15 protein-coding genes are annotated in these 18,739 nt (G+C 43.2%); 6 read left to right on the top strand and 9 right to left on the bottom strand.

Features of this window, described 5'->3' with window-relative positions:
• Positions 1-180 precede the first annotated feature (180 nt).
• The 3 genes from G587_RS0103545 to G587_RS0103535 all read right to left on the bottom strand — a co-directional run bounded on the left by G587_RS0103545 (position 181) and on the right by G587_RS0103535 (position 2,206).
• Positions 181-606, bottom strand: coding sequence for a type II toxin-antitoxin system HicB family antitoxin (locus G587_RS0103545; RefSeq protein ID WP_026491123.1), 426 nt, complete (start codon positions 604-606; stop codon positions 181-183).
• Between the two features lie 47 nt (positions 607-653).
• Positions 654-824: a type II toxin-antitoxin system HicA family toxin gene (locus G587_RS21220; RefSeq protein WP_035785626.1), complete on the bottom strand. Its 171-nt coding sequence runs from the start codon at positions 822-824 to the stop codon at positions 654-656.
• Between the two features lie 176 nt (positions 825-1,000).
• On the bottom strand, positions 1,001-2,206 hold the full coding sequence (locus tag G587_RS0103535) for a UDP-N-acetylglucosamine 4,6-dehydratase (RefSeq protein WP_026491122.1): 1,206 nt from the start codon (positions 2,204-2,206) through the stop codon (positions 1,001-1,003).
• Positions 2,207-2,387: 181 nt separating this feature from the next.
• On the opposite strand from G587_RS0103535, the gene G587_RS0103530 reads away from it, so the two are divergent.
• Positions 2,388-3,332: a GDP-mannose 4,6-dehydratase gene (locus tag G587_RS0103530; protein ID WP_026491121.1), complete on the top strand. Its 945-nt coding sequence runs from the start codon at positions 2,388-2,390 to the stop codon at positions 3,330-3,332.
• Between the two features lie 139 nt (positions 3,333-3,471).
• On the opposite strand, the gene pseB is transcribed toward G587_RS0103530, so the two are convergent.
• Positions 3,472-4,473 (bottom strand): UDP-N-acetylglucosamine 4,6-dehydratase (inverting), encoded by a 1,002-nt coding sequence (gene pseB / locus G587_RS0103525; protein ID WP_026491120.1) that lies wholly within the window; start codon positions 4,471-4,473, stop codon positions 3,472-3,474.
• A 158-nt stretch (positions 4,474-4,631) separates the two neighbouring features.
• On the opposite strand from pseB, the gene pseC reads away from it, so the two are divergent.
• Positions 4,632-5,837 carry a UDP-4-amino-4,6-dideoxy-N-acetyl-beta-L-altrosamine transaminase gene (gene pseC, locus G587_RS0103520; RefSeq protein WP_026491119.1) on the top strand — a complete coding sequence of 402 codons (1,206 nt, stop codon included), beginning with the start codon at positions 4,632-4,634 and terminating at the stop codon, positions 5,835-5,837.
• Between the two features lie 49 nt (positions 5,838-5,886).
• Here the strand turns inward: pseC and G587_RS0103515 are convergent, their stop codons facing one another.
• From G587_RS0103515 to G587_RS0103500, 4 genes are all read right to left on the bottom strand, one after another.
• Positions 5,887-7,017, bottom strand: a complete 1,131-nt coding sequence (locus G587_RS0103515; protein WP_026491118.1) for a glycosyltransferase — start codon at positions 7,015-7,017, stop codon at positions 5,887-5,889.
• Positions 7,017-8,060, bottom strand: a complete 1,044-nt coding sequence (gmd, locus tag G587_RS0103510) for a GDP-mannose 4,6-dehydratase (RefSeq protein ID WP_026491117.1) — start codon at positions 8,058-8,060, stop codon at positions 7,017-7,019. Before gmd ends, G587_RS0103515 begins: the two co-directional genes overlap by 1 nt.
• 87 nt (positions 8,061-8,147) lie before the next feature.
• On the bottom strand, positions 8,148-10,673 hold the full coding sequence (locus G587_RS0103505; RefSeq protein WP_026491116.1) for a glycosyltransferase: 2,526 nt from the start codon (positions 10,671-10,673) through the stop codon (positions 8,148-8,150).
• 114 nt (positions 10,674-10,787) lie between these two features.
• Entirely contained in the window at positions 10,788-11,603 is an 816-nt protein-coding gene (locus tag G587_RS0103500; RefSeq protein WP_026491115.1) for a hypothetical protein, read from the bottom strand.
• A 286-nt stretch (positions 11,604-11,889) separates the two neighbouring features.
• On the opposite strand from G587_RS0103500, the gene G587_RS0103495 reads away from it, so the two are divergent.
• A complete protein-coding gene (locus G587_RS0103495) occupies positions 11,890-12,804 on the top strand; it encodes a hypothetical protein (RefSeq protein WP_242830027.1) in 915 nt (304 codons plus the stop codon).
• Positions 12,805-13,840: 1,036 nt separating this feature from the next.
• Here G587_RS0103495 and G587_RS21215 read toward each other — a convergent pair.
• Entirely contained in the window at positions 13,841-14,629 is a 789-nt protein-coding gene (locus G587_RS21215; protein ID WP_051200662.1) for a hypothetical protein, read from the bottom strand.
• Positions 14,630-15,848: 1,219 nt separating this feature from the next.
• Between G587_RS21215 and G587_RS0103480 the strand changes: the two genes are divergently transcribed.
• From G587_RS0103480 to G587_RS0103470, 3 genes are read left to right on the top strand one after another with little or no spacing between them, the layout of a single operon-like run.
• Positions 15,849-16,667: a PHP domain-containing protein gene (locus G587_RS0103480; protein ID WP_035785623.1), complete on the top strand. Its 819-nt coding sequence runs from the start codon at positions 15,849-15,851 to the stop codon at positions 16,665-16,667.
• A gap of 27 nt (positions 16,668-16,694) precedes the next feature.
• Positions 16,695-17,825: an ABC transporter ATP-binding protein gene (locus tag G587_RS0103475; protein WP_026491111.1), complete on the top strand. Its 1,131-nt coding sequence runs from the start codon at positions 16,695-16,697 to the stop codon at positions 17,823-17,825.
• Positions 17,826-17,831: 6 nt separating this feature from the next.
• Positions 17,832-18,731 carry a carbohydrate ABC transporter permease gene (locus tag G587_RS0103470; protein ID WP_026491110.1) on the top strand — a complete coding sequence of 300 codons (900 nt, stop codon included), beginning with the start codon at positions 17,832-17,834 and terminating at the stop codon, positions 18,729-18,731.
• Positions 18,732-18,739 lie beyond the last annotated feature (8 nt).

Below are 18,739 nucleotides of genomic sequence, written 5' to 3'. Positions count from 1 at the left end.
TTGAGAGTAATTGCAATTTTGTGGTTCTAAATTGCAATTTTTGTTTATATAATTGCAATTTATATATAAAAATTAACATTTTGCTATTGCAAATGCAATATCAAAATGATATTTGGAGATGGAATAATGAAAAGAGCTAGCCGGATTATCTCCTGACTAGCTCTTTTAAAAAGACAAATTTTAATTATTTGAATTATAGTTTAAATTAAGCATTTTCGCAATAGCATCCTGAAGCACTCTCGAATAATTCAATCCTGCCTCATCAGCTTTTACAGTCATCCAGTATGGCACTGTACAATTCTTCCTAACTGCCCTGTTATCATACTGCCTCTTATATTCAGTCAAATCCACATCAACAATTGTCTGAAGTCCATCAGAGTAGTCAAATATATCCTTATTTGCTTTTGCCTTTTTCAGAGCCTCCTTATAACTTGATGCTTTTGGCATATTTTTATTCTGATCAATTCCCACAAGACCGATATAGTCTCTTGCCATTTCTATAGCATCCGCCAAATCCTTCCCTTCAGTATATCCATCGAGATCTGGAATATATACCAAGAAATCCTTGCCTGATTGCTTAATAAATACCGGATAAGTAACCTTCATATGGACGCTCCTTTCCCCAAAAACAGAAATATCAAGTAAGGTAGGGATTAAATCCCTGCCTTCTTGATGATCTGCTTGGCAGTTATCTCATTGAGTTCTTTGTGTCGGGGAACTGGAATAATGATATTACCATTAGTGTATATATCGTGCTCTCCTCCATGCCTCAAGAGATAAAAGCCAGCATTTTCAAGGCTTTTAATTAAAATTTGTCTTTTCATGCTGCACCTCGAAAATGATATTAACTTCAATAATTATTATACGCATAGAATGCGCATTGTCAATACGGTTCTCCAAACCAATTATCCGTATATTATACAAAAAGGTTTTGAAAGCACTGCTCTCAAAACCTTTTACTTATCTCATATTATTGGCATAACTATCGATCCAATCCCACTTACATTCTTCCATCCAGAAACTTACCAGTCTCCTTATGATTAAAGTTAGGAATCATCTCGTTAAACAGATCAATAAGCTCTGCTCTGTCCCAGGATCCTCTGCTTCTCATTTTAGCTATAGCGTCAGAGAACATGTCAAGCTTAGCGCCGTCGAATCCGGGCTGGTTCTTGATAATTCCGATGGATTCAAATCTGTCCATATCAAGTACTTCGTTGTCTGTATAGAACTCCTCGAAGTCCTTCTCACCTGTGGTATCGCTGGCAAAGAAATATACAGGATATTTGCGAAGCGCTTTGAGCTCAGCAACTCTTTCTCTTGCTTCCTGCTCAGTTGCGCACTGCACAGGCTCGTAGCCGAGATTCTCAAGATATTTCTCAGCAATGCTGCTGAAGGTTACAAGATTAAGCTCCTCATCAAGCTTAGGAAAGTAAATGTCTCTGTTTTCACCGGTAAGGCATGACATAAGGCACAGCTCACCAGACTCCTTGGGAGTTACGAAGTATCTTCTAACATCATTAGGTGCTGCAATGGGCTGGTTCTTCTCAATTCTTCTGTTGAAACCGTAGAGCAGACTTCCGTCTGAAAAAGCAACGTTGGCAAATCTTGCTGTTGATACAGGCATTTCTTCACTTCTTCTTGCAAGGAACATCTCCATTATGCGCTTACTTGCACCCATCATGTTAACCGGGTTAGCTGCCTTGTCAGTAGATACGCAGAAATATTTCTTTGCGCCTATTTCATGAGCCATCTTCATTGTGATATCTGTGTTGAAGATATTGGTGTCAATCATGCGCATGAGAGTGTAAGGATCCTTCTCAGAACGCACATGCTTAAGGGCTGATGTGTTGAATATGTAATCATAGCCACCGATGCGCTTTTTCTGATCCTCGATGAACGCCTTGAAGATATCACTTCCGCAGTCAAGCGCGAAGGTTGCAAATTCACCTGTGCCGTAGCCCTTAGAGGATCTGATATCTCTGACAAGCTCTACCATGTTGTTTTCAGATATATCTACTACATGGAGCACCTTGGGATCTCTTGCAAAAAGCTCTCTGCAGATAGCTGAGCCGATTGTTCCTGCTCCGCCGATTACAAGAAATCTGGAATTCTTTATGATTTCTGAGAGTTCCTTTTCTCTTGCAAATATGTCATTTTCAAATAAGGGCTTGGTTCTGCCCACCATAGAAAGTATATTGTCTGCCATGTTTTTTTGTAATTCCTTTTCTATAAAAATATCGTAGCGAGGTGGTCGACCTCTACTTTGTCACCTTCCAATTATACACCATGATATGTATTAAAGCCTAATTCTTTTCTCTGCTTTTTGTTTTAGCGCTCTTTTGTGGTATTATTGTTAGAAAGACTATTTCAGAAAAAGAGAGTATCGTATGAAAAAAGTACTAATCTTTGGCGTAGGTGGTTTTGTAGGAAGCTATCTTGCAGCCGAATTCAAAAATCACGGATATGATGTATATGGAAGTGACCGCGTCGGAATACAGGATTCCCCGGACATGGACGGAACCTATGTATGCGACCTTTCTGATACAGACAGGGTTAAATCAATAGTTACACAGGTTAGGCCTACGCATATAGTGAACCTCGCAGCAATAAGTAATGTCGGGCTTTCCTGGAAGATACCACGCACTACAGTTGAAGTAAACGTCAGTGGCGCCCTCAACATACTTGAGGCAGTCCGTGATAATGACCTTGATACCAAGGTATTGCTCATAGGTTCCAGTGAAGAATATGACATCACTGATGGTCCTATGAATGAGGATACCAAGCTCAATGCTTCCAATCCCTACGGAATATCCAAGGTAATGCTTGAGCAGTTTTCAGCAGTATACCGCGACTATTATGGCATGAAGGTATATCACGTTCGTGCGTTCAATCACACCGGCGTAGGCCAGAGTGATAACTTCGTAATTCCCTCCTGGTGCAAACAGGCTGCAGAGATATCCTGCAGTGGCCAGCCGGGTATAATGCGGGTTGGTAATCTGGAGGTAAGTCGCGACTTCAGTAATGTTAAGGATGTTGTCAGAGCTTACAGAATGATCATTGAAAGTGATAACTGCAAGGAAATCTATAACGTAGGAAACGGACAATCTATTCCTTTGAGAGAATTATTAGAGTATATAACAAGCCTCTCAGATCAGCCCATCACTATAGAGACAGATCCAAAGCTTGTAAGGCCTGTTGAAAATCCTGTGATCTGGTGTGATCACAGTAAGATCACCAGAGAACTGGGTTGGAATCCTGAGTATAATATATTTGAAACCGCCAAAGAACTTTATGATTATTATTTAGAAATAGAGCGCAGCAGAAATAAGTAGTTCTCATGTATAGCCATATAAATAGCGCCAAAAGCCCGATACAATGAAATAACTTGGCTTTTGGCGTTATTTTTTCTGTCCTTTCCAGTATGCTGTCAAAGACAATTCTTACCTCACAAACTTCTCAAAATCTGCCTTATCAATGATCTACTGCTTCGCTAAGTCTGTTTCTAATGTCCTCCACGCTCATCCATTCAGTGTTATTGCCTGAGCTGTAGAAGAAGTCATCCGCTACCTTCTTACCCTTCGGGTCAGGCTGCTGTCTGTCGTTAAATACAACCTGAGGATAAACGATGTAATGTTTATCAAATTCGTAGGTAAAAGGTGCATCCTCAACTGTTACCATGCATTCATCAAGCTTCTCACCGGGTCTTATGCCAACTTCGGTTGTGGCAATTCCGGGACACATAGCCTCTGCAAGGTCCTTAACATTGAAGGAAGGAATCTTACTGATAAAGGTTTCACCGCCCTTAGCTTCATCAAGTGCCTTGAGAACAAGCTCAACACCCTCGGGAAGGCTGATCCAGAAACGTGTCATTCTGTAATCGGTTATAGGAAGCTCCTTCTCTCCATTTTCAACAAGTCTCTTAAACAACGGAATGATGGAGCCGCGGCTTCCTGCTACGTTACCATATCTTACTATTGAGAAGTTGATATCCTTATTGCCAGCATAGGCATTAGCTGCGATGAAGAGCTTATCAGATACCATCTTGGTGGCACCGTAGAGGTTAACAGGATTAACTGCCTTGTCAGTACTAAGCGCAACCACACGCTTAACACCTGTGTTAAGAGCTGCATTTATAACATTCTGAGCTCCGTTTACATTAGTCTTGATAGCTTCATCCGGATTGTACTCACAGGCGGGAACCTGCTTAAGAGCAGCTGCGTGGATGACATAATCTACACCTTCCATAGCGCGCTCCATACGGGCTGCATCCCTTACATCACCGATGAAAAATCTCATCTGATCTGCATGCTCTCTATATACCTTCTCGTTGGCCATTGTGAACTGTTTATACTCATCACGAGAATATACTATTATCTTCTTAGGATTGTAATGCTCAAGTAAATACTCTGTGAAGCAATGTCCGAAAGAACCTGTTCCTCCTGTCACGAGTATTGTTTTATCATCTAATCTCATTTTCTACCTCTTTTATATATCTTGATTAAACTAAATCTAAATTATTGTAGCACATAATTTGAATCACTTTCCATACTTTGATAAAATATGTTGAAAAGCTTGACAGATACTTAATCTGTATCTGCCACCAATTTATATAAAAAAGAGGACATTATATTATGGATAAACCGGCTATACTTGGCGGAACACCAATCCGCAAGGACAAGATATATTATGGATCTCAGTGTATTACTAAGGAGGATGTTGAGGCAGTTTCAGAGACCTTGACGAGTCCCTTTATCACCTGCGGTCCTAAAGTTGACGAGGCTGAAGAGAAGCTTTGCAAAATCACGGGAGCAAAATATGCCATCGCTATGACCAATGACACCGCAGCACTACATGCTGCTTGCTTTATAGCAGGTGTTGGTCCAGGAGATGAAGTCATCACTACGCCTCTCACCTTCATGGCCAGCGCTAACTGCGCATTGTACTGCGGTGCTAAGCCTGTGTTCGCAGACATCAATCCCGAGACCTACGAGATTGACCCCAGGAGCATCAGAGAAAAGATTACAGACAAGACTAAAGCCATTGTCGCTGTTGATTATACAGGTCAGGTGGTTGAAGCTGACGAGATCAGAAAAATCTGTGACGAGTTTAATCTCGTATTCATCGAGGATGCAGCGCATTCCATCGGTTCAAAGTATAACGGTAAGCCTGTTGGCTCTTTTGCTGATATCACAACTTTTTCATTTCATCCTGTAAAAACTGTTACAGCAGGTGAAGGCGGTGCTCTCCTTACTGATAATGAGGAATATGCGAGAAAAGCGTATCTGTTCCGTTCACATGGCATGGAGCATGATCACTCAAAATTCATGACGCCTGCCGATGATGATAACGCAGGAATCTGGTATTACGAACAGCAGCTTCTCGGCATGAACCTTAGAATGACTGATATTCAGGCAGCGCTCCTTTCAAGTCAGCTAGATAAGCTTGATAGATTTGTTCAGAGAAGAAAAGAAATCGTAAAAATGTATAACGAGGCATTCGCTGATGTTCCGGAGATTATAGTTCAGAAGGATATTCCGGAATCTGATTCATCAAGGCATCTGTACGTGATTCAGCTTGACCTTGATAAGCTCACATGCACACGCCGCGAGTTCTTCGAGGCTATGAGCGCAGAGAACGTGCAGTGTCAGGTTCATTACATTCCTGTGTATTGGATGCCTGTATATCAGCAGATGGGTTATGAGAAGGGCTTATGCCCCGTATGCGAAAAAATATACAGCAAAATAATGAGTATTCCGCTGTATCCTAAGCTTACTGATGAAGATGTACAAGACGTAATCGCAGCTGTTAAAAAGCTTGTTAATTACTATAAGAAATAATATAAGCCTCAAGTCTGCGAATTCGCAGCCTTGAGGCTTATATTTTTCTTTATTTATATACCGTCACGCCTTCAAGCTGTTTGGTCTTAAATATTGCATACTGCTCATCAACAAATCTCTTGAGTCTTTCTTTAAATACACTCTCGTCGAATTCCATTGCATGAGCTCTCAGTTTTTCCTTATCAAAACTCATTTTCTCAAATCTATGTATGGCATCTATTAGTGACTCAGGTGTGGGCTGATCAAAGAATACGCCGGTCTCGTTCTCGACAACAGTCTCAAGGATTCCGCCCTTACCAAGCGCAATAACCGGTCTGCCGCTGGCCTGAGCCTCAAGGGGTGTGATACCAAAGTCCTCTACTCCGGGGAATATGAGAGCCTTGCATTTTGCATAGTAATCAAGGAGTTCATCATCCGGAACAAAGCCAAGGAACTTAACTGTAGGACCTGCCATTGCTTCAAGCTTCTCCTTCATGGGGCCTGTACCGATTACATAGAGAGGCAGGTTCTCCTTGGTGCACGCCTTAACAGCGAGCTCGATTCCCTTGTATTCCTGAAGTCTTGATACGCATAGATAATATCCGCCATCCTCAGGAGAGGTGTGGAACATTCTCATACGAACAGGACAGTGGATAACATAAGCGTCTCTTCTATAATGCTTGTGGATTCGTCTTGCAACGTTCACTGAATTACCAACAAAAACGTCCACGCGGGCTTCAGTCGCATAATCCCACACTCGCATAAACGTCATAAAGTAAGATATCAGCTTGTTCTTAAAAGCACCTTTTCCTGTGAGAGGTCCTATATAGTTAAACCTCTGCTCCCAGGCGTATCTCATAGGGGTATTGCAATAGCAGATATGAAGCGTGTCAGGACCTGTGATTACGCTTTTTCCGACACTTGTACTACTGCTTATTACAACGTCATATCCGTTAAGATCTATGCTCTCCATTGCTGTAGGCATGAACGGGAAGAGTTTCCTATGGTTCAGCTGTTTTTTATTGGTCTTCTGCAGATGAGTTGTGCGTATGTCTGCAGTCTTAAGGGCTCCCGACATGTTCATTCGGTTACACATGGATGTGTAGATGGGAGCGTCCGGAAAGACCTCATGCATATTTATTATTACGTTTTCCGCGCCTCCCATGAAGGGGAGCCAGTCGTGAACTATAGCTACTCTCATTATGCCTTCGCTTTCTTTTCCTGCTTTGCAAGCTCTCTGTCGTGCTTAGCCATGATCTCTACAAGCTGCTCATAGCTTGTCTTCTGAGGATTCCAGCCAAGTGTTGTCTTAGCCTTGGTGGGATCTCCCCAAAGGTTATCAACGTCTGTGGGGCGAAGCCACTCTGCATTGACGCATACGAGCATTTTGCCTGTCTCTGCATCATAGCCCTTCTCATCAGCGCCTGTGCCTTCCCAGCGAAGTGTGATGCCGTTTGCTGCGAATGCCTTCTCTGTGAAGTCTCTTACTGTGTGCTGAACACCTGTTGCGATTACGAAATCATCGGGCTTATCCTGCTGCATAATGAGCCACATGCACTCAACATAGTCCTTAGCATAGCCCCAGTCACGCTTGGAATCCAGGTTACCAAGCTCAAGGTGATCCTGAAGTCCCTCTGCGATACGACCTGCTGCCAGTGTGATCTTACGTGTAACGAAGTTCTCACCGCGGCGCTCTGACTCGTGGTTGAAAAGAATTCCGTTTACTGCGAACATATCGTAAGCTTCTCTGTACTCCTTGATCATCCAGAAGCCATACTGCTTAGCAACAGCATAGGGGCTGTAGGGATGGAAGGGTGTTGTCTCCTTCTGAGGGAGCTCTTCAACTTTTCCGTAAAGCTCAGATGTGGATGCCTGGTAAACCTTGGTCTTCTTAGTAAGACCCAGGGCTCTTACTGCCTCAAGGATTCTGAGAACACCGATAGCATCAACCTCACCGGTATATTCAGGTGCATCGAAGGATACCTGAACATGTGACTGAGCTGCGAGATTATATATTTCATCAGGCTCTATCTCATGAATAAGTCTGAAAAGTGATGAAGAATCAGACATATCTGCGTCATGTACCTTGATCTTGTTCTCGGCGAGAAGGTGATCGATCTTAGCAGTATTAGATATAGAAGAACGACGAACTGTTCCGTGTACCTCATAGCCCTTCTCAAGAAGGAACTCTGCAAGATATGATCCGTCCTGACCGTTGATACCTGTGATTAGTGCCTTTTTCATTGTATATCTCCTTTAACAATTAACCTTACATTTCTAAGTTAAAACTATATGATATAGTTAGACAAATTAATATCATAACGTATTTTGCTACTTTTGAAAAGAGCATCGGATTGCACCGAGTATATTCCGGGCTGAATTGCTCCACGAAAATGTCTCTCTATAGTAGTCTCTGATCGCGTCTGTTATGGTTTCCTTACCATTTTCAAGAGCTTCCATATCGAATGCATCCTCATTTTTCGGATCAAAGAAATAACATCCCTTTGTGTATATCTCCCTGAGAACCGGTATGTCGGCAAGGGCTATGCGCTTAACTCCTGAAAGTATCGCCTCCATGGGAGGAATTCCGAAGCCTTCATATAAAGAAGGAAAGACGAACGCATAGGCATTAGCATAGAGGGTTCTGAGCTCCTCGTCGGTGATATATCCTGTGAGGATTATATTGTGAATGCCATCCCCCTTGGAAGCGCCGGTGCCATCTACCGCATCTCCCGATCCCCCGAAGGACCTTGCACTGCTGCCGCCTGCTATAACAAAAGTCTTATCGGGATATTTCTTTGCAAGCTTTTTAATGTAAATCTGATTTTTATGGAGGTTCTTACTGCCTACGCTAAGGAAGTATTTTGTCTCTGTCGTAAGATTCCATTTAGAGAGAATCTCTCCTGTGCGCGCTTTATCCTGCTCGGCAACTCCCTCAAACAGATGCTCCGCTGAATTCCCCGCAATCGTGAATCTGCTCTCATCAAGATCATAGAATGTCCTAAGCTCGTCCCTGCTAAACTCCGAGATTGTGATGATTCCCTTGCATCTATATAAAGTAAGAAGATATCCAATCCTGTACATGAGACGAAAGCTTTTTCCGTAGGAATCCGGATATCGCATGAAGGATATGTCGTGAGTTGCAATGTAATCGGGCTTTATAACAGGAGCTATTCCCGCGAGTCCAAGAAGCACTCCTCTCTTTTTATATGCATAGATTGGCAGGTAAACTTGGGTCCATTTATTACCATTGCCCTTGCCGACCACTTCCGTTTTGATATTATGAAAATTCGGCTGCGTTACGAGGCCCCCCTGAGGAAGTGCAAGTATAACCTCTCCGGGCTCTACCATCGTATCTATCTGCTTAATTATTTCTATTCCGTAACGCTGAACACCGGTCACGTTCTGGGCAAATATTCTTCCATTTATGATAAGCGGATGCTCCTTACTAAATCCCGGATGAGGATATGTTCTTCCCGCCATCTCAATTCCGATCAGAACGAAGATCACAAACTCTGTTCCCGGCCAATTCTGCGCATCGAAGGTTATTGCCATTACAAGCTGAGGAAGAAGGATGTAGTAGAGAGAATTTCTGTCAACCGCATGGGCCTTCTCTGACTTCTCTTTAGCGTCATTCATAGGAACAAGGCATCTTTTCAGAACATATAAAAACTCATACAGATACAGCACAAATGCAAATATTCCCTGCTCCAAAAACATTGTGCTGTAAGAGTTATCTATTCCGTGAATCACCTCATATTTATCAGTAAACCACTTCACATCGTAAAGGACTGAGTTTCCCTTGCCTGCTCCCATTCCAAACAAAAATCTTCCGATTCCTCTTCCAAGGATGCTCTTTGTTGTGATGCTAAAGGTGTCCATTCTGAAGGTGTAAGATGGATCTTCACGCCAGTTTGTTTCAAAGAATCTGTTGTAAATTGTGCCAGCAACTCCTGTGATGTGAAGCATGACTGCGACTAATGCCACAGCTCCTGTTACTATAAGTACTTTGTGTAAAAGTCCCAGCTTCTTAGGAGACTCTGCTGCTTCAAATACTTGTGCATCTTTAGATATGCCCTGTTTACTCTGCTCATCAATGTGTTGTTTTATATTCTCTGCTCTTCTCTCATTCCATTTTCCAATGGCCCATACCACGGGAATCATAACGAGTACAAGATATGCAGAGCGTGTAAAGGTTGCGTATAATCCTGCAATTCCTAAAAACAACAAGAGGAACCTTGCCACCTCTATTTTTAAATCACCCTTCCAAGCAAACAGTGCAAGGCTTATCAGAAGGAGCATGAAGCATGCTGCGGGAATGGGATGCACGAAAACAGAATCCATTCTCTGAGGCGCTGAATAAAAGTATTTTGCTGCCTCTGCTGAAATTTTCTCAATTGGATATATTCCACGAGTCCACCAGATTATGCCTATCACAGAGGTTACTCCCAGAAGGATTGATGATACCCTGAAGGCTTTCCCTATGTAGCTGCGGAATCTTTTTTCATATAAAAATCCTGTATATATAAGGAGGTAAATGGTGATGCCGCGTAGTACTGATCTGGTGCTGTGTCCAAGGTATACCCACTGATACAGCAGGCACAAAAACGCGACAAGCGTGACCTTCCAATATCTTATGATGAATTCCCTGAGATGGAGCTTTTTGTGGGATATGAAAACAAGCGCTGCAAAGACAACCGCTATTCCCGCAAGGGCAAAGTAGGGCCTTTTTACGTCAATGACCTTAAGTGCTACCGCAAGGACCATCCCCCAGACAAAATAGAACCCGAGAATTGTTTCGAGTATTGTATTTTTGCTTTTTTCCTGCCCCTCCCCGGGCTGTATATCAAATGGCATGTATGCCTCCAACTTCTTATATTAATTGCGTAATCTCCCGTCATTTTACCACAAAAAAGCTGAATGCGAAAAACATTCAGCTTAGTATACTTTATTCACTTAATCACATCTGTCTTACGCACGACGAAGCGTAGCGGAACGAAGTCTTAGATGTGAGTCGAAATTCCTGGTGTGTGACTCAGCCGCCTCAGCACCCTCTGTACTCTTAAGCTCACTGGACAAGCTGGTGAGCATCTCGCGAAGAAGCGATCCTGTTCCGCTGTAGGACGAGATCACGTCATCTGCAAGCTCGCCGAAATCAGAATTCTCCAGTAAAGTCTTGTAGGTTGAGTAGTTATTGATAGCACCAAGTGTGCTGTCCTTCAACGAACTGAGCGTTGATGAGCCATCCTCATCCTCGGAACCAACTGCCAGTTCTGAAAATAGTCCGGACGTAAAATCTGCCTTCTCAGTCAGGGAATTCTCAAGAGAATCCTTCATCATCGCCGTATAAAGGTAATTCTGAAGAATCATGTTGCTTCTGGCTTCACCCTCAAAAGCGGCATCTGTGCCTGCTCCGGCTATGTCAACAAGCTTATCAACAGTCTCATCCGACAGACTCGTTGCTACATTAGATGACTGATCATCCGTAGCCTTCGTCAGCAGTCCTGTCGTGGTCTCGAGCACTGAAGTATAATCCCCCAAAGCGCTGTCACCTTCTAAACCATCAGTTCTTCCAGCCTTCATCGCTGATTCTAAAATTGCGGAAAAGGTGTTAGCTCCCGCAAGTGAGCTCGTATCCTCAAGCGAATCAAGTGAACTGCCTGTATTTAGCAAGGTAGACACACCCTTCAAAGCAGTATTCCCACCAAGTGTACTTCCCCCAAGCGCACTCAGGGATGTTAAATTACTGTAATTTGAAACTATAGAAGACAGATAATCATAGTCCATGACTCACCCCAACAAACCTTTCAAACACCTGATCATCTATGCTCCCCAGCAAAACCAGGTATTTGTCGCAAAAAACATACCATTTTCGCTCCCTGCCCGAACCACAACATGTTGTAGTTCGTACTCGTTAATTATACCATGGATATGGTTTATAGCAAACAAAAAACTGTATTTCTTTTCATTCTTTTTTATTGCATTTTCCTAATTTGTGTTATAATAGGCGACGGTAATGTCAAATGGCAGTGAGCCGGTTTCCGGCAGCTGACCTTTTATGGAGGAGAAAATTATGAAAAAGAAGACTATTGCAACATTATTAACTCTTGGTCTTGCATTCAGCATGATCGGATGTGGCGCAAAGACTGAGCCCACAGAAATCGAAGCTACAGTAGATGCAGCAGAGGGTGAGTCTGTTGAGGCAAAGGACGCTGCTACTGAGGAGAGCGCTGAGACAGAGGAAGCTGCTGATGCTGAGGAGAGCACAGACGCTGAGGAAACAGCTGACGCTGAAGAGAGCGCTGATGCTGAGGAGTCTGCTGACGCTGCTGAAGGCGATGTTATGAGCCACGATGATTACGTTGCTGCTGATCTTGATTCAGAGGTTACAATCGAGACTTATGTTCAGGCTAAGCAGGGCTGGTGGGAGAACGAAGGCGTAGGTAACGCTACATTCTACACACAGGACGAGAACGGTGCTTACTTCCTTTACAATATGCCTTGCTCACAGGAAGAGTATGACAAGCTTGCAGAAGGCACAAAGATCAAGGTTACAGGCTACAAGTCAGAGTGGGAAGGTGAAGTTGAGATCACAGATGCTAAGTTCGAGATCGAGGACGGAAGCTATGTTGCTGACGCTGAAGATGTAACATCTTTACTTGCTGATGATTCACTTATCGAGCACCAGAATGAGTTTGTTTCTTTCAAGGATATGGTAGTTGAGGCTTCTAAGGATGCTGACGGAAACGATGTTGCTTTCCTTTACAACTATGATGGATCCGGTTCTGAGGGCGATGATCTTTACTTCAACGTTTCTGCAGACGGCCAGACATATACATTCACAGTAGAGTCTTACCTTTGCGACAAGGATTCCGACGTTTACAAGGCTGTTGAAGGTCTTAACGTTGGTGATACAGTTGATATGGAAGGTTTCCTTTACTGGTACCAGGGTGTTAACCCTCACATCACAAACGTTACTGTAAAGTAATTGGTTGATTGAATTTGTGGTGACGCCATCTTCGGATGGCGTCTTTTTTGTGCTTTTGGGCAGTGTTGTTTGCAGAGGTGTTGCTTGTGGAGTTGATGTTGACCTGAGGGAGGTAGTGGTTGATTAGAGTTGACGCCTGCGGGTGGTAATGGCAGGCGGGAGTTGGTTCTTGCGGGTGGTAATGGCAGGCGAGCATTGGTGCCTGCGGGTGGTGTTGGCAGGCGGGAGTTGGTTCTTGCGGGTGGTAATGGCAGGCGAGCATTGGTTCCTGCGGGTGGTGTTGGCAGGCGGGATTTACGTCTGGGCGCGAACAAGTCTGGTTAGTGACTTACTAATTGATGTTTTTTTAATTGTACTTATTTTTGCTTTAGGCCTGCGGAGGATGTTGATAAGTTGGAAGTACGTCTATGCGCGAACAAATTAGATTATAGACGTAGCGGGCTCGGATACTCTGGCACCGTGTGCAACCGATATTGTTGATGAAGTCTCTATCGGCGTAACATCTATCTCTATATTTTGGCGGCTAGTTAACCGGTGTCTATGAATATCGCCTAATAGACGTAACTCCATTATTGTCTTTTATTCCTGCCTTCAACCAGGATTTATAATTGTTCGCGGATAGACGCAACTCCTCAATGAAAGTTTTTCCCGCAGGGTAACCAATTGATTAATTTGTTCGCGAGTAGACGTAACGCTCACCTGTTGAAATCACCCGCGATTGGACCAGAAAAGGTGTATAGCACCACATTGGATGAACAACAGAATTGCTATCAAGGTCTGCATTCAACCAATGACACTCGTTAAGCCATAATCGGTTGATGTGCGGGAAGAATGTCCAGGAATGAGTTACGTCAATCCGCGAACAAATTAGATCATAGGTGTAATGGTGCCAGTAAACATGGCATAAGCGTGCAACCTGTGTTGTGGAATTAATCCCTACTGGTGTAACGTCCCCTTGAAGATAATAAAGCAGTTCAGCCGGCAGAAAAGCCATCTCGCTGATAGACGTAACAGCAACCATAAGTCCCTCAAATCATCACAATAAATAGTGATCAATAAGTCTTCTGACCTGCTTCATGTTAAGCGGCTTTTCACTTGTCTCTCTTGTGATTATCAGATTGTCTCCCAAGAAGATTCCATTTTCTTCATAGCAATCAATTTTCTCTAAATTCCTCGCAATGTATTCAGCATCATCAAGAAGTCCCAGGTGTTCCCAATACACTACTTTACGTCCGGGCATTTTCATAATAGTGAAGTCAGGGTAAAGCTTCTTGTTTCCCAGAAATAAAGGACACTCATACTTATAAGAAATACCTTCTTTATTTAGTGCATTTGCAATCAGAACCTCAGATTTGGATCTGACTCTCTCACCACAATCTGTGTAATGCTCAGCTAAGTCTCCATCAAAATTCAATGGTTCATAGGGTTCTGCAAGCCATTTTTCCACAAACACTTCATCCGGAAGAAAATGCGGAGTAATCAGAATTTTTCGACCGTAGATCATTTCATCGTAAACATGCTCGTAGGTCTTTTCCGGCATTGCTTTTGAATAGAGTGAAAGCGCCATCATCTCATCAGAAAGAGCCTTTTTGACCTGAATCTCATAATCCCTCTGTGCAAGCTTCCTTGCTTTATCCAGATTCTTGCGACGAATATAGGTACCACTTGCATCATTGCCATCCTTGCGAAAATAGTAATAAGGCTTACCTTTCTTGGTGATGACCTTTAGCTTACCTTCAGGCATCTTTTTAAGTCTGTTGTCGCATTCTGTAAGAACAGCATTTAATTCATTTTCTCTTTTTTCAAATTCTTTCCTTATATTCATATAGTATCCTTTCTTTGGGTATGTTTAGTAATTCGCAAAGCTTTTGAATATGCTATGAGCACTGCAAAACACCATCCTGATGCGAATGGCAGATATTTTTGCAATAAGCAATTGCATATTCACAGAATTTGCGCGCAATCTATCAAAGCAAATAAAACTATGCGCATAGTTTCTTTGCTTCGAATGAACGATATTATTGGTCTTGAAAATGGAATGGAATCATGTGGAAATCACAAGATAGTTATAGACCGATATTTAATTAGTTTTTTCCTGATACAAGAGAATTGGATGATATCACAAATCATATCGCGTGTCAAATATGCAAATAGCATTCATGTTATGATTTTTTGTTTTTTGTGTCTGCCTTGCGGGATATATTGATAAGCTGGGGTTACGTCTAGTCGCGAACAAATTTTGATACTGTCTGAACACCTGAGACGCTGAGATTTTGTGATTGAGTCTGAGGCAGGATTTGTTCGCGAGTTGGTGTAAAGACTTCCACTATGTTTTTCCCGCGAGGTAACCAAAAGAAAGAATTGTTCGCGAATAGCCGCAATGACAGCCTCTGTGTATTACCCGCGGTTAAGTCAAGATGTATGGATTTGGCAATATCGGATGAACGAGCGAAATACTTTCAAAGCAGGTGTTCAACCGATAGTACTCGATAGACCCAAACTGGTTGATGTGCGGGGAGAATGTCAAAGAATGAGTTGCGTCAACTCGCAAACAAATTAGATCATAGGCGTAACAGAGCCAACAAACCTGGCACAAGTATGCAACCTATATTAAGGAAACAACCCCTACCGGTGTAACGCTCCCCCAAAAGTAACAAAACAGTTCAACCAACAAAAAGACAAGTTCGCGGATAGACGTAACTGCCCCCAGTACGTAACCTCCGCAAGGTAGCCAATAGAAAAGCAAGTTCGCGAATAGACGTAACGGTCACCAGAACGTAACCTCCGCGAGGCAACCACTAGAAAAGCAAGTTCGCGGATAGACGTAACAATCGCCAGAACGTAACCTCCGCAAGGTAACCACTAGAAAAGCAAGTTCGCGGACAGACGTAACTACCTCAAAAAAGCCCTCCCCGCAGAGTAACCATCTCCAAGAATACCAAGACTACCAATAAGTCAACCAAACACACCCCTTAAACATATGGAAAAATATGAAAAATCTGCTATCATGTATAGGAAAAGTCAGTTGTACCAAGGGGGGAAATATGCTGAACATCAAATGCGATCTGCATACACATACACTTTACTCAGCTCACGCCTACTCCACGATAGAGGAGAATGTCAAAGAGGCTGAGAGTATAGGCCTGGAGCTTCTTGCAAGCACCGACCACTTCAGTTCTATGGTTGTTGCTGAGGATGAAGACCTCAGATCTTATCAGTTTTTCACCAATCAGGGGTGCTGGAAACGCACCTGGCATGGGGTTAAGCTCCTTAGAGGTTGCGAAGTGGACATCGTTTCACCCGAGGGATATCTTTTCGGAATGGGACTTCCCATAAAAAGATCAATTGTAGGCGACCCCTATAAGGATGACAAGGACCTTTTCACAAGAACAACGGAGCGCCTGGACTTTATCATCGCCAGCGTTCACGGAAAATGGGGACTTCAGGGAATTAGCAAAAATCAGGCAACAGAGATGTATATCACTGTTCTTGAGGATCCAAGAATCCTTATGCTCGGTCACATCGGAAGAGCGGGAATTCCCTTCGAGACAGATGAAGTCCTGCTTAGAGCAAAGGAGCTGAATAAGCCTATAGAAATCAATGAGCACAGCGTAATCTGGAGCGGCGACGTGGCAGACAGATGCAAGGAAATCGCCGTCAGATGTGCAGAGCTGGGGACATCGATCTGCGTAAACACTGACGCTCACATCGCAACAGATATAGGAAGATTCCCGACAGCAATATCAATGCTTGAGGAGATACATTTCCCGCAGGAGCTCATCATGAACCGCGACAGCGAGAGCTTCCTTGCACAGTACTATGCGGCCGGATTTGAGAAAATAGATTTTGACGCAGAGATGTAAAATTATTCAAAAAGGATACTGGGGAGTATGAAAATTGTTTTAGAAAATCTCACAAAGAAATTCCCAAAGATAGATAAAAAAATAAAGAGCGAAATCATTGCTGTAAACAATTTCACTCATGAAATAGAAGACGGCAGGCTGATCGGACTTCTTGGTCCTTCAGGCTGTGGAAAGAGCACGGTTTTAAATCTTATAAGCGGCCTTGAAAAGCCCACCTCCGGAAAGATATTTTTCGGAGAGGATGACGTAACCGAGCTTCCGCCTGAAAACCGTGGAGTCGGACTTGTTTTTCAGAATTATGCACTTTATCCGCATTTAAATGTAAAGGATAACATCAAGTTTCCTCTTGAGAACCTTCGCGGAAAAGATAAACTCACAAAAGATCAGATGGACGCAAAGGTCCTGGAAGCAGCAAAGCTAGTGCAGATTGAGAATCTTTTGGAGAGAAAACCCGCTAAAATGTCAGGAGGTCAGCAGCAGAGAGTTGCAATTGCAAGAGCACTGGTAAAGCATCCAAAGGTCCTTCTTCTCGATGAGCCCCTGTCCAATCTTGATGCAAGACTTCGTCTTCAGACAAGAGAGGAATTAAAGCGTATTCAGATTGAGACAGGAATTACCACAATTTTCGTAACTCATGATCAGGAAGAAGCCATGAGCATTTGTGACACAATAGTTGTCATGAATGAGGGACGCATAATGCAGCACGGCGCGCCTCAGGATGTGTATGATCATCCGGAAAACCTCTTTGTTGCGAAATTCCTTGGGACTCCTCAGATAAATGTGTTTAAGGGCGAGATCCGTGACGGCGGCCTTTTTATAGGAAAGGATAAGGTCATGGACGTTAAGCCGGAAACGGCATCCAGAATTGCGCAAAAGCGAGATGTCTACGTGGCAGTGCGCCCTGAAGGATTCGTTGCTGTAACGGAAGCGGAGTCTTCTGAAGAGAATCTTCTTCACTGCGATTTCATGAAAATGGAGGTCATGGGCCGCGATACCAGCATTATCAGTACCCATGAAGCCTTTGATGGAACTGTCATCCGCGCAATTATTCCATCTGACACCAGACCGCAGTTTATCAGCGGCGAAGTGAGCTTTAAATTAAAGCCGTCAAAGGTGCACGTTTTTGACGCAGAGACTGAAGAAGCGATAAGGATTTGACAACCAATGAATAACAAAAAACAGACATTAACCGCATTGCTGTGCCTATTGCCGGCGATCATATTTTTAGGAATTTTCCTGGTCTATCCCATGATAGACGTTTTCATATATTCCTTCGAGGAGGGCTACAACTTCGCATCACAGAGCTACTTTGGACTTGGAACCTACAACTATTCCTATGTCCTGCACGACCCATATTTTATCCAGGCTCTGAAAAACACGTTCATTATCGTACTTATCACAGTGCCGCTTTCCACAGCGATTGCACTGATTATTTCCCTTGCTCTTAGCTCCATCATGAAGCTTCGGGAACTTTTTCAAACAATCTATTTCCTGCCCTATGTGACTAACACGCTTGCTGTCGGGCTTGTTTTCATGATCCTTTTTAGGAAAACTGCATACACTGACGGAATAGTGAACGCCCTGATAAATCTTTTTGGCGGAAAAAGCATTGATTTCATCGATGGCCCCTACGCCGCTAAGATGTTTGTCATGTGTTTCTACACAATCTGGGTGGTGCTACCCTTCAAGATTTTGATTTTGACAAGCAGTCTTGCGTCTGTTGACCCGCTTTATTACAAAGCGGCGCAGATTGATTCCACACCTAAGTGGAGGGTATTTACGAAAATAACCCTGCCGATGATTTCGCCCATGATCTTTTACCTTGTGATCACAGGCTTTATAGGAGCGTTCAAGGCCTACAGCGATGAGGTTGCACTTTTCGGAACAGACCTTAATGCAGCAGGAATGAACACTATAGTCGGCTACATCTACGACATGCTCTATGGAAACAGCGGCGGTTACCCGTCATATGCATCGGCAGCTGCGATCATACTGTTTGCGATTGTTTTCACCATCACTGTGATTAACCTTTTGGTTAGCGAGAGAACGGTATATTACCAATAATTTGAGGA

The sequence above is a fragment of the Butyrivibrio sp. XPD2002 genome (genome assembly GCF_000423945.1).
Taxonomy (GTDB): domain Bacteria; phylum Bacillota; class Clostridia; order Lachnospirales; family Lachnospiraceae; genus Butyrivibrio.
Note: the sequence above shows the minus strand (reverse complement) of the source record. Positions and strands in the feature narration are given on the sequence as shown.

Excerpts from the sequence above, each read along its gene's own strand:
- pseB (WP_026491120.1), bottom strand. The coding sequence starts at position 4,473 with ATGAGATTAGATGATAAAACAATACTCGTGACAGGAGGAACAGGTTCT.
- G587_RS0103470 (WP_026491110.1), top strand. The coding sequence starts at position 17,832 with ATGAATAACAAAAAACAGACATTAACCGCATTGCTGTGCCTATTGCCG.
- G587_RS0103515 (WP_026491118.1), bottom strand. The coding sequence starts at position 7,017 with ATGAGAGTAGCTATAGTTCACGACTGGCTCCCCTTCATGGGAGGCGCG.
- G587_RS0103505 (WP_026491116.1), bottom strand. The coding sequence starts at position 10,673 with ATGCCATTTGATATACAGCCCGGGGAGGGGCAGGAAAAAAGCAAAAAT.
- G587_RS0103475 (WP_026491111.1), top strand. The coding sequence starts at position 16,695 with ATGAAAATTGTTTTAGAAAATCTCACAAAGAAATTCCCAAAGATAGAT.
- G587_RS0103535 (WP_026491122.1), bottom strand. The coding sequence starts at position 2,206 with ATGGCAGACAATATACTTTCTATGGTGGGCAGAACCAAGCCCTTATTT.
- gmd (WP_026491117.1), bottom strand. The coding sequence starts at position 8,060 with ATGAAAAAGGCACTAATCACAGGTATCAACGGTCAGGACGGATCATAT.
- G587_RS0103545 (WP_026491123.1), bottom strand. The coding sequence starts at position 606 with ATGAAGGTTACTTATCCGGTATTTATTAAGCAATCAGGCAAGGATTTC.
- G587_RS0103480 (WP_035785623.1), top strand. The coding sequence starts at position 15,849 with ATGCTGAACATCAAATGCGATCTGCATACACATACACTTTACTCAGCT.
- G587_RS0103495 (WP_242830027.1), top strand. The coding sequence starts at position 11,890 with ATGAAAAAGAAGACTATTGCAACATTATTAACTCTTGGTCTTGCATTC.
- pseC (WP_026491119.1), top strand. The coding sequence starts at position 4,632 with ATGGATAAACCGGCTATACTTGGCGGAACACCAATCCGCAAGGACAAG.
- G587_RS21215 (WP_051200662.1), bottom strand. The coding sequence starts at position 14,629 with ATGAATATAAGGAAAGAATTTGAAAAAAGAGAAAATGAATTAAATGCT.
- G587_RS0103500 (WP_026491115.1), bottom strand. The coding sequence starts at position 11,603 with ATGGACTATGATTATCTGTCTTCTATAGTTTCAAATTACAGTAATTTA.
- G587_RS0103530 (WP_026491121.1), top strand. The coding sequence starts at position 2,388 with ATGAAAAAAGTACTAATCTTTGGCGTAGGTGGTTTTGTAGGAAGCTAT.
- G587_RS21220 (WP_035785626.1), bottom strand. The coding sequence starts at position 824 with ATGAAAAGACAAATTTTAATTAAAAGCCTTGAAAATGCTGGCTTTTAT.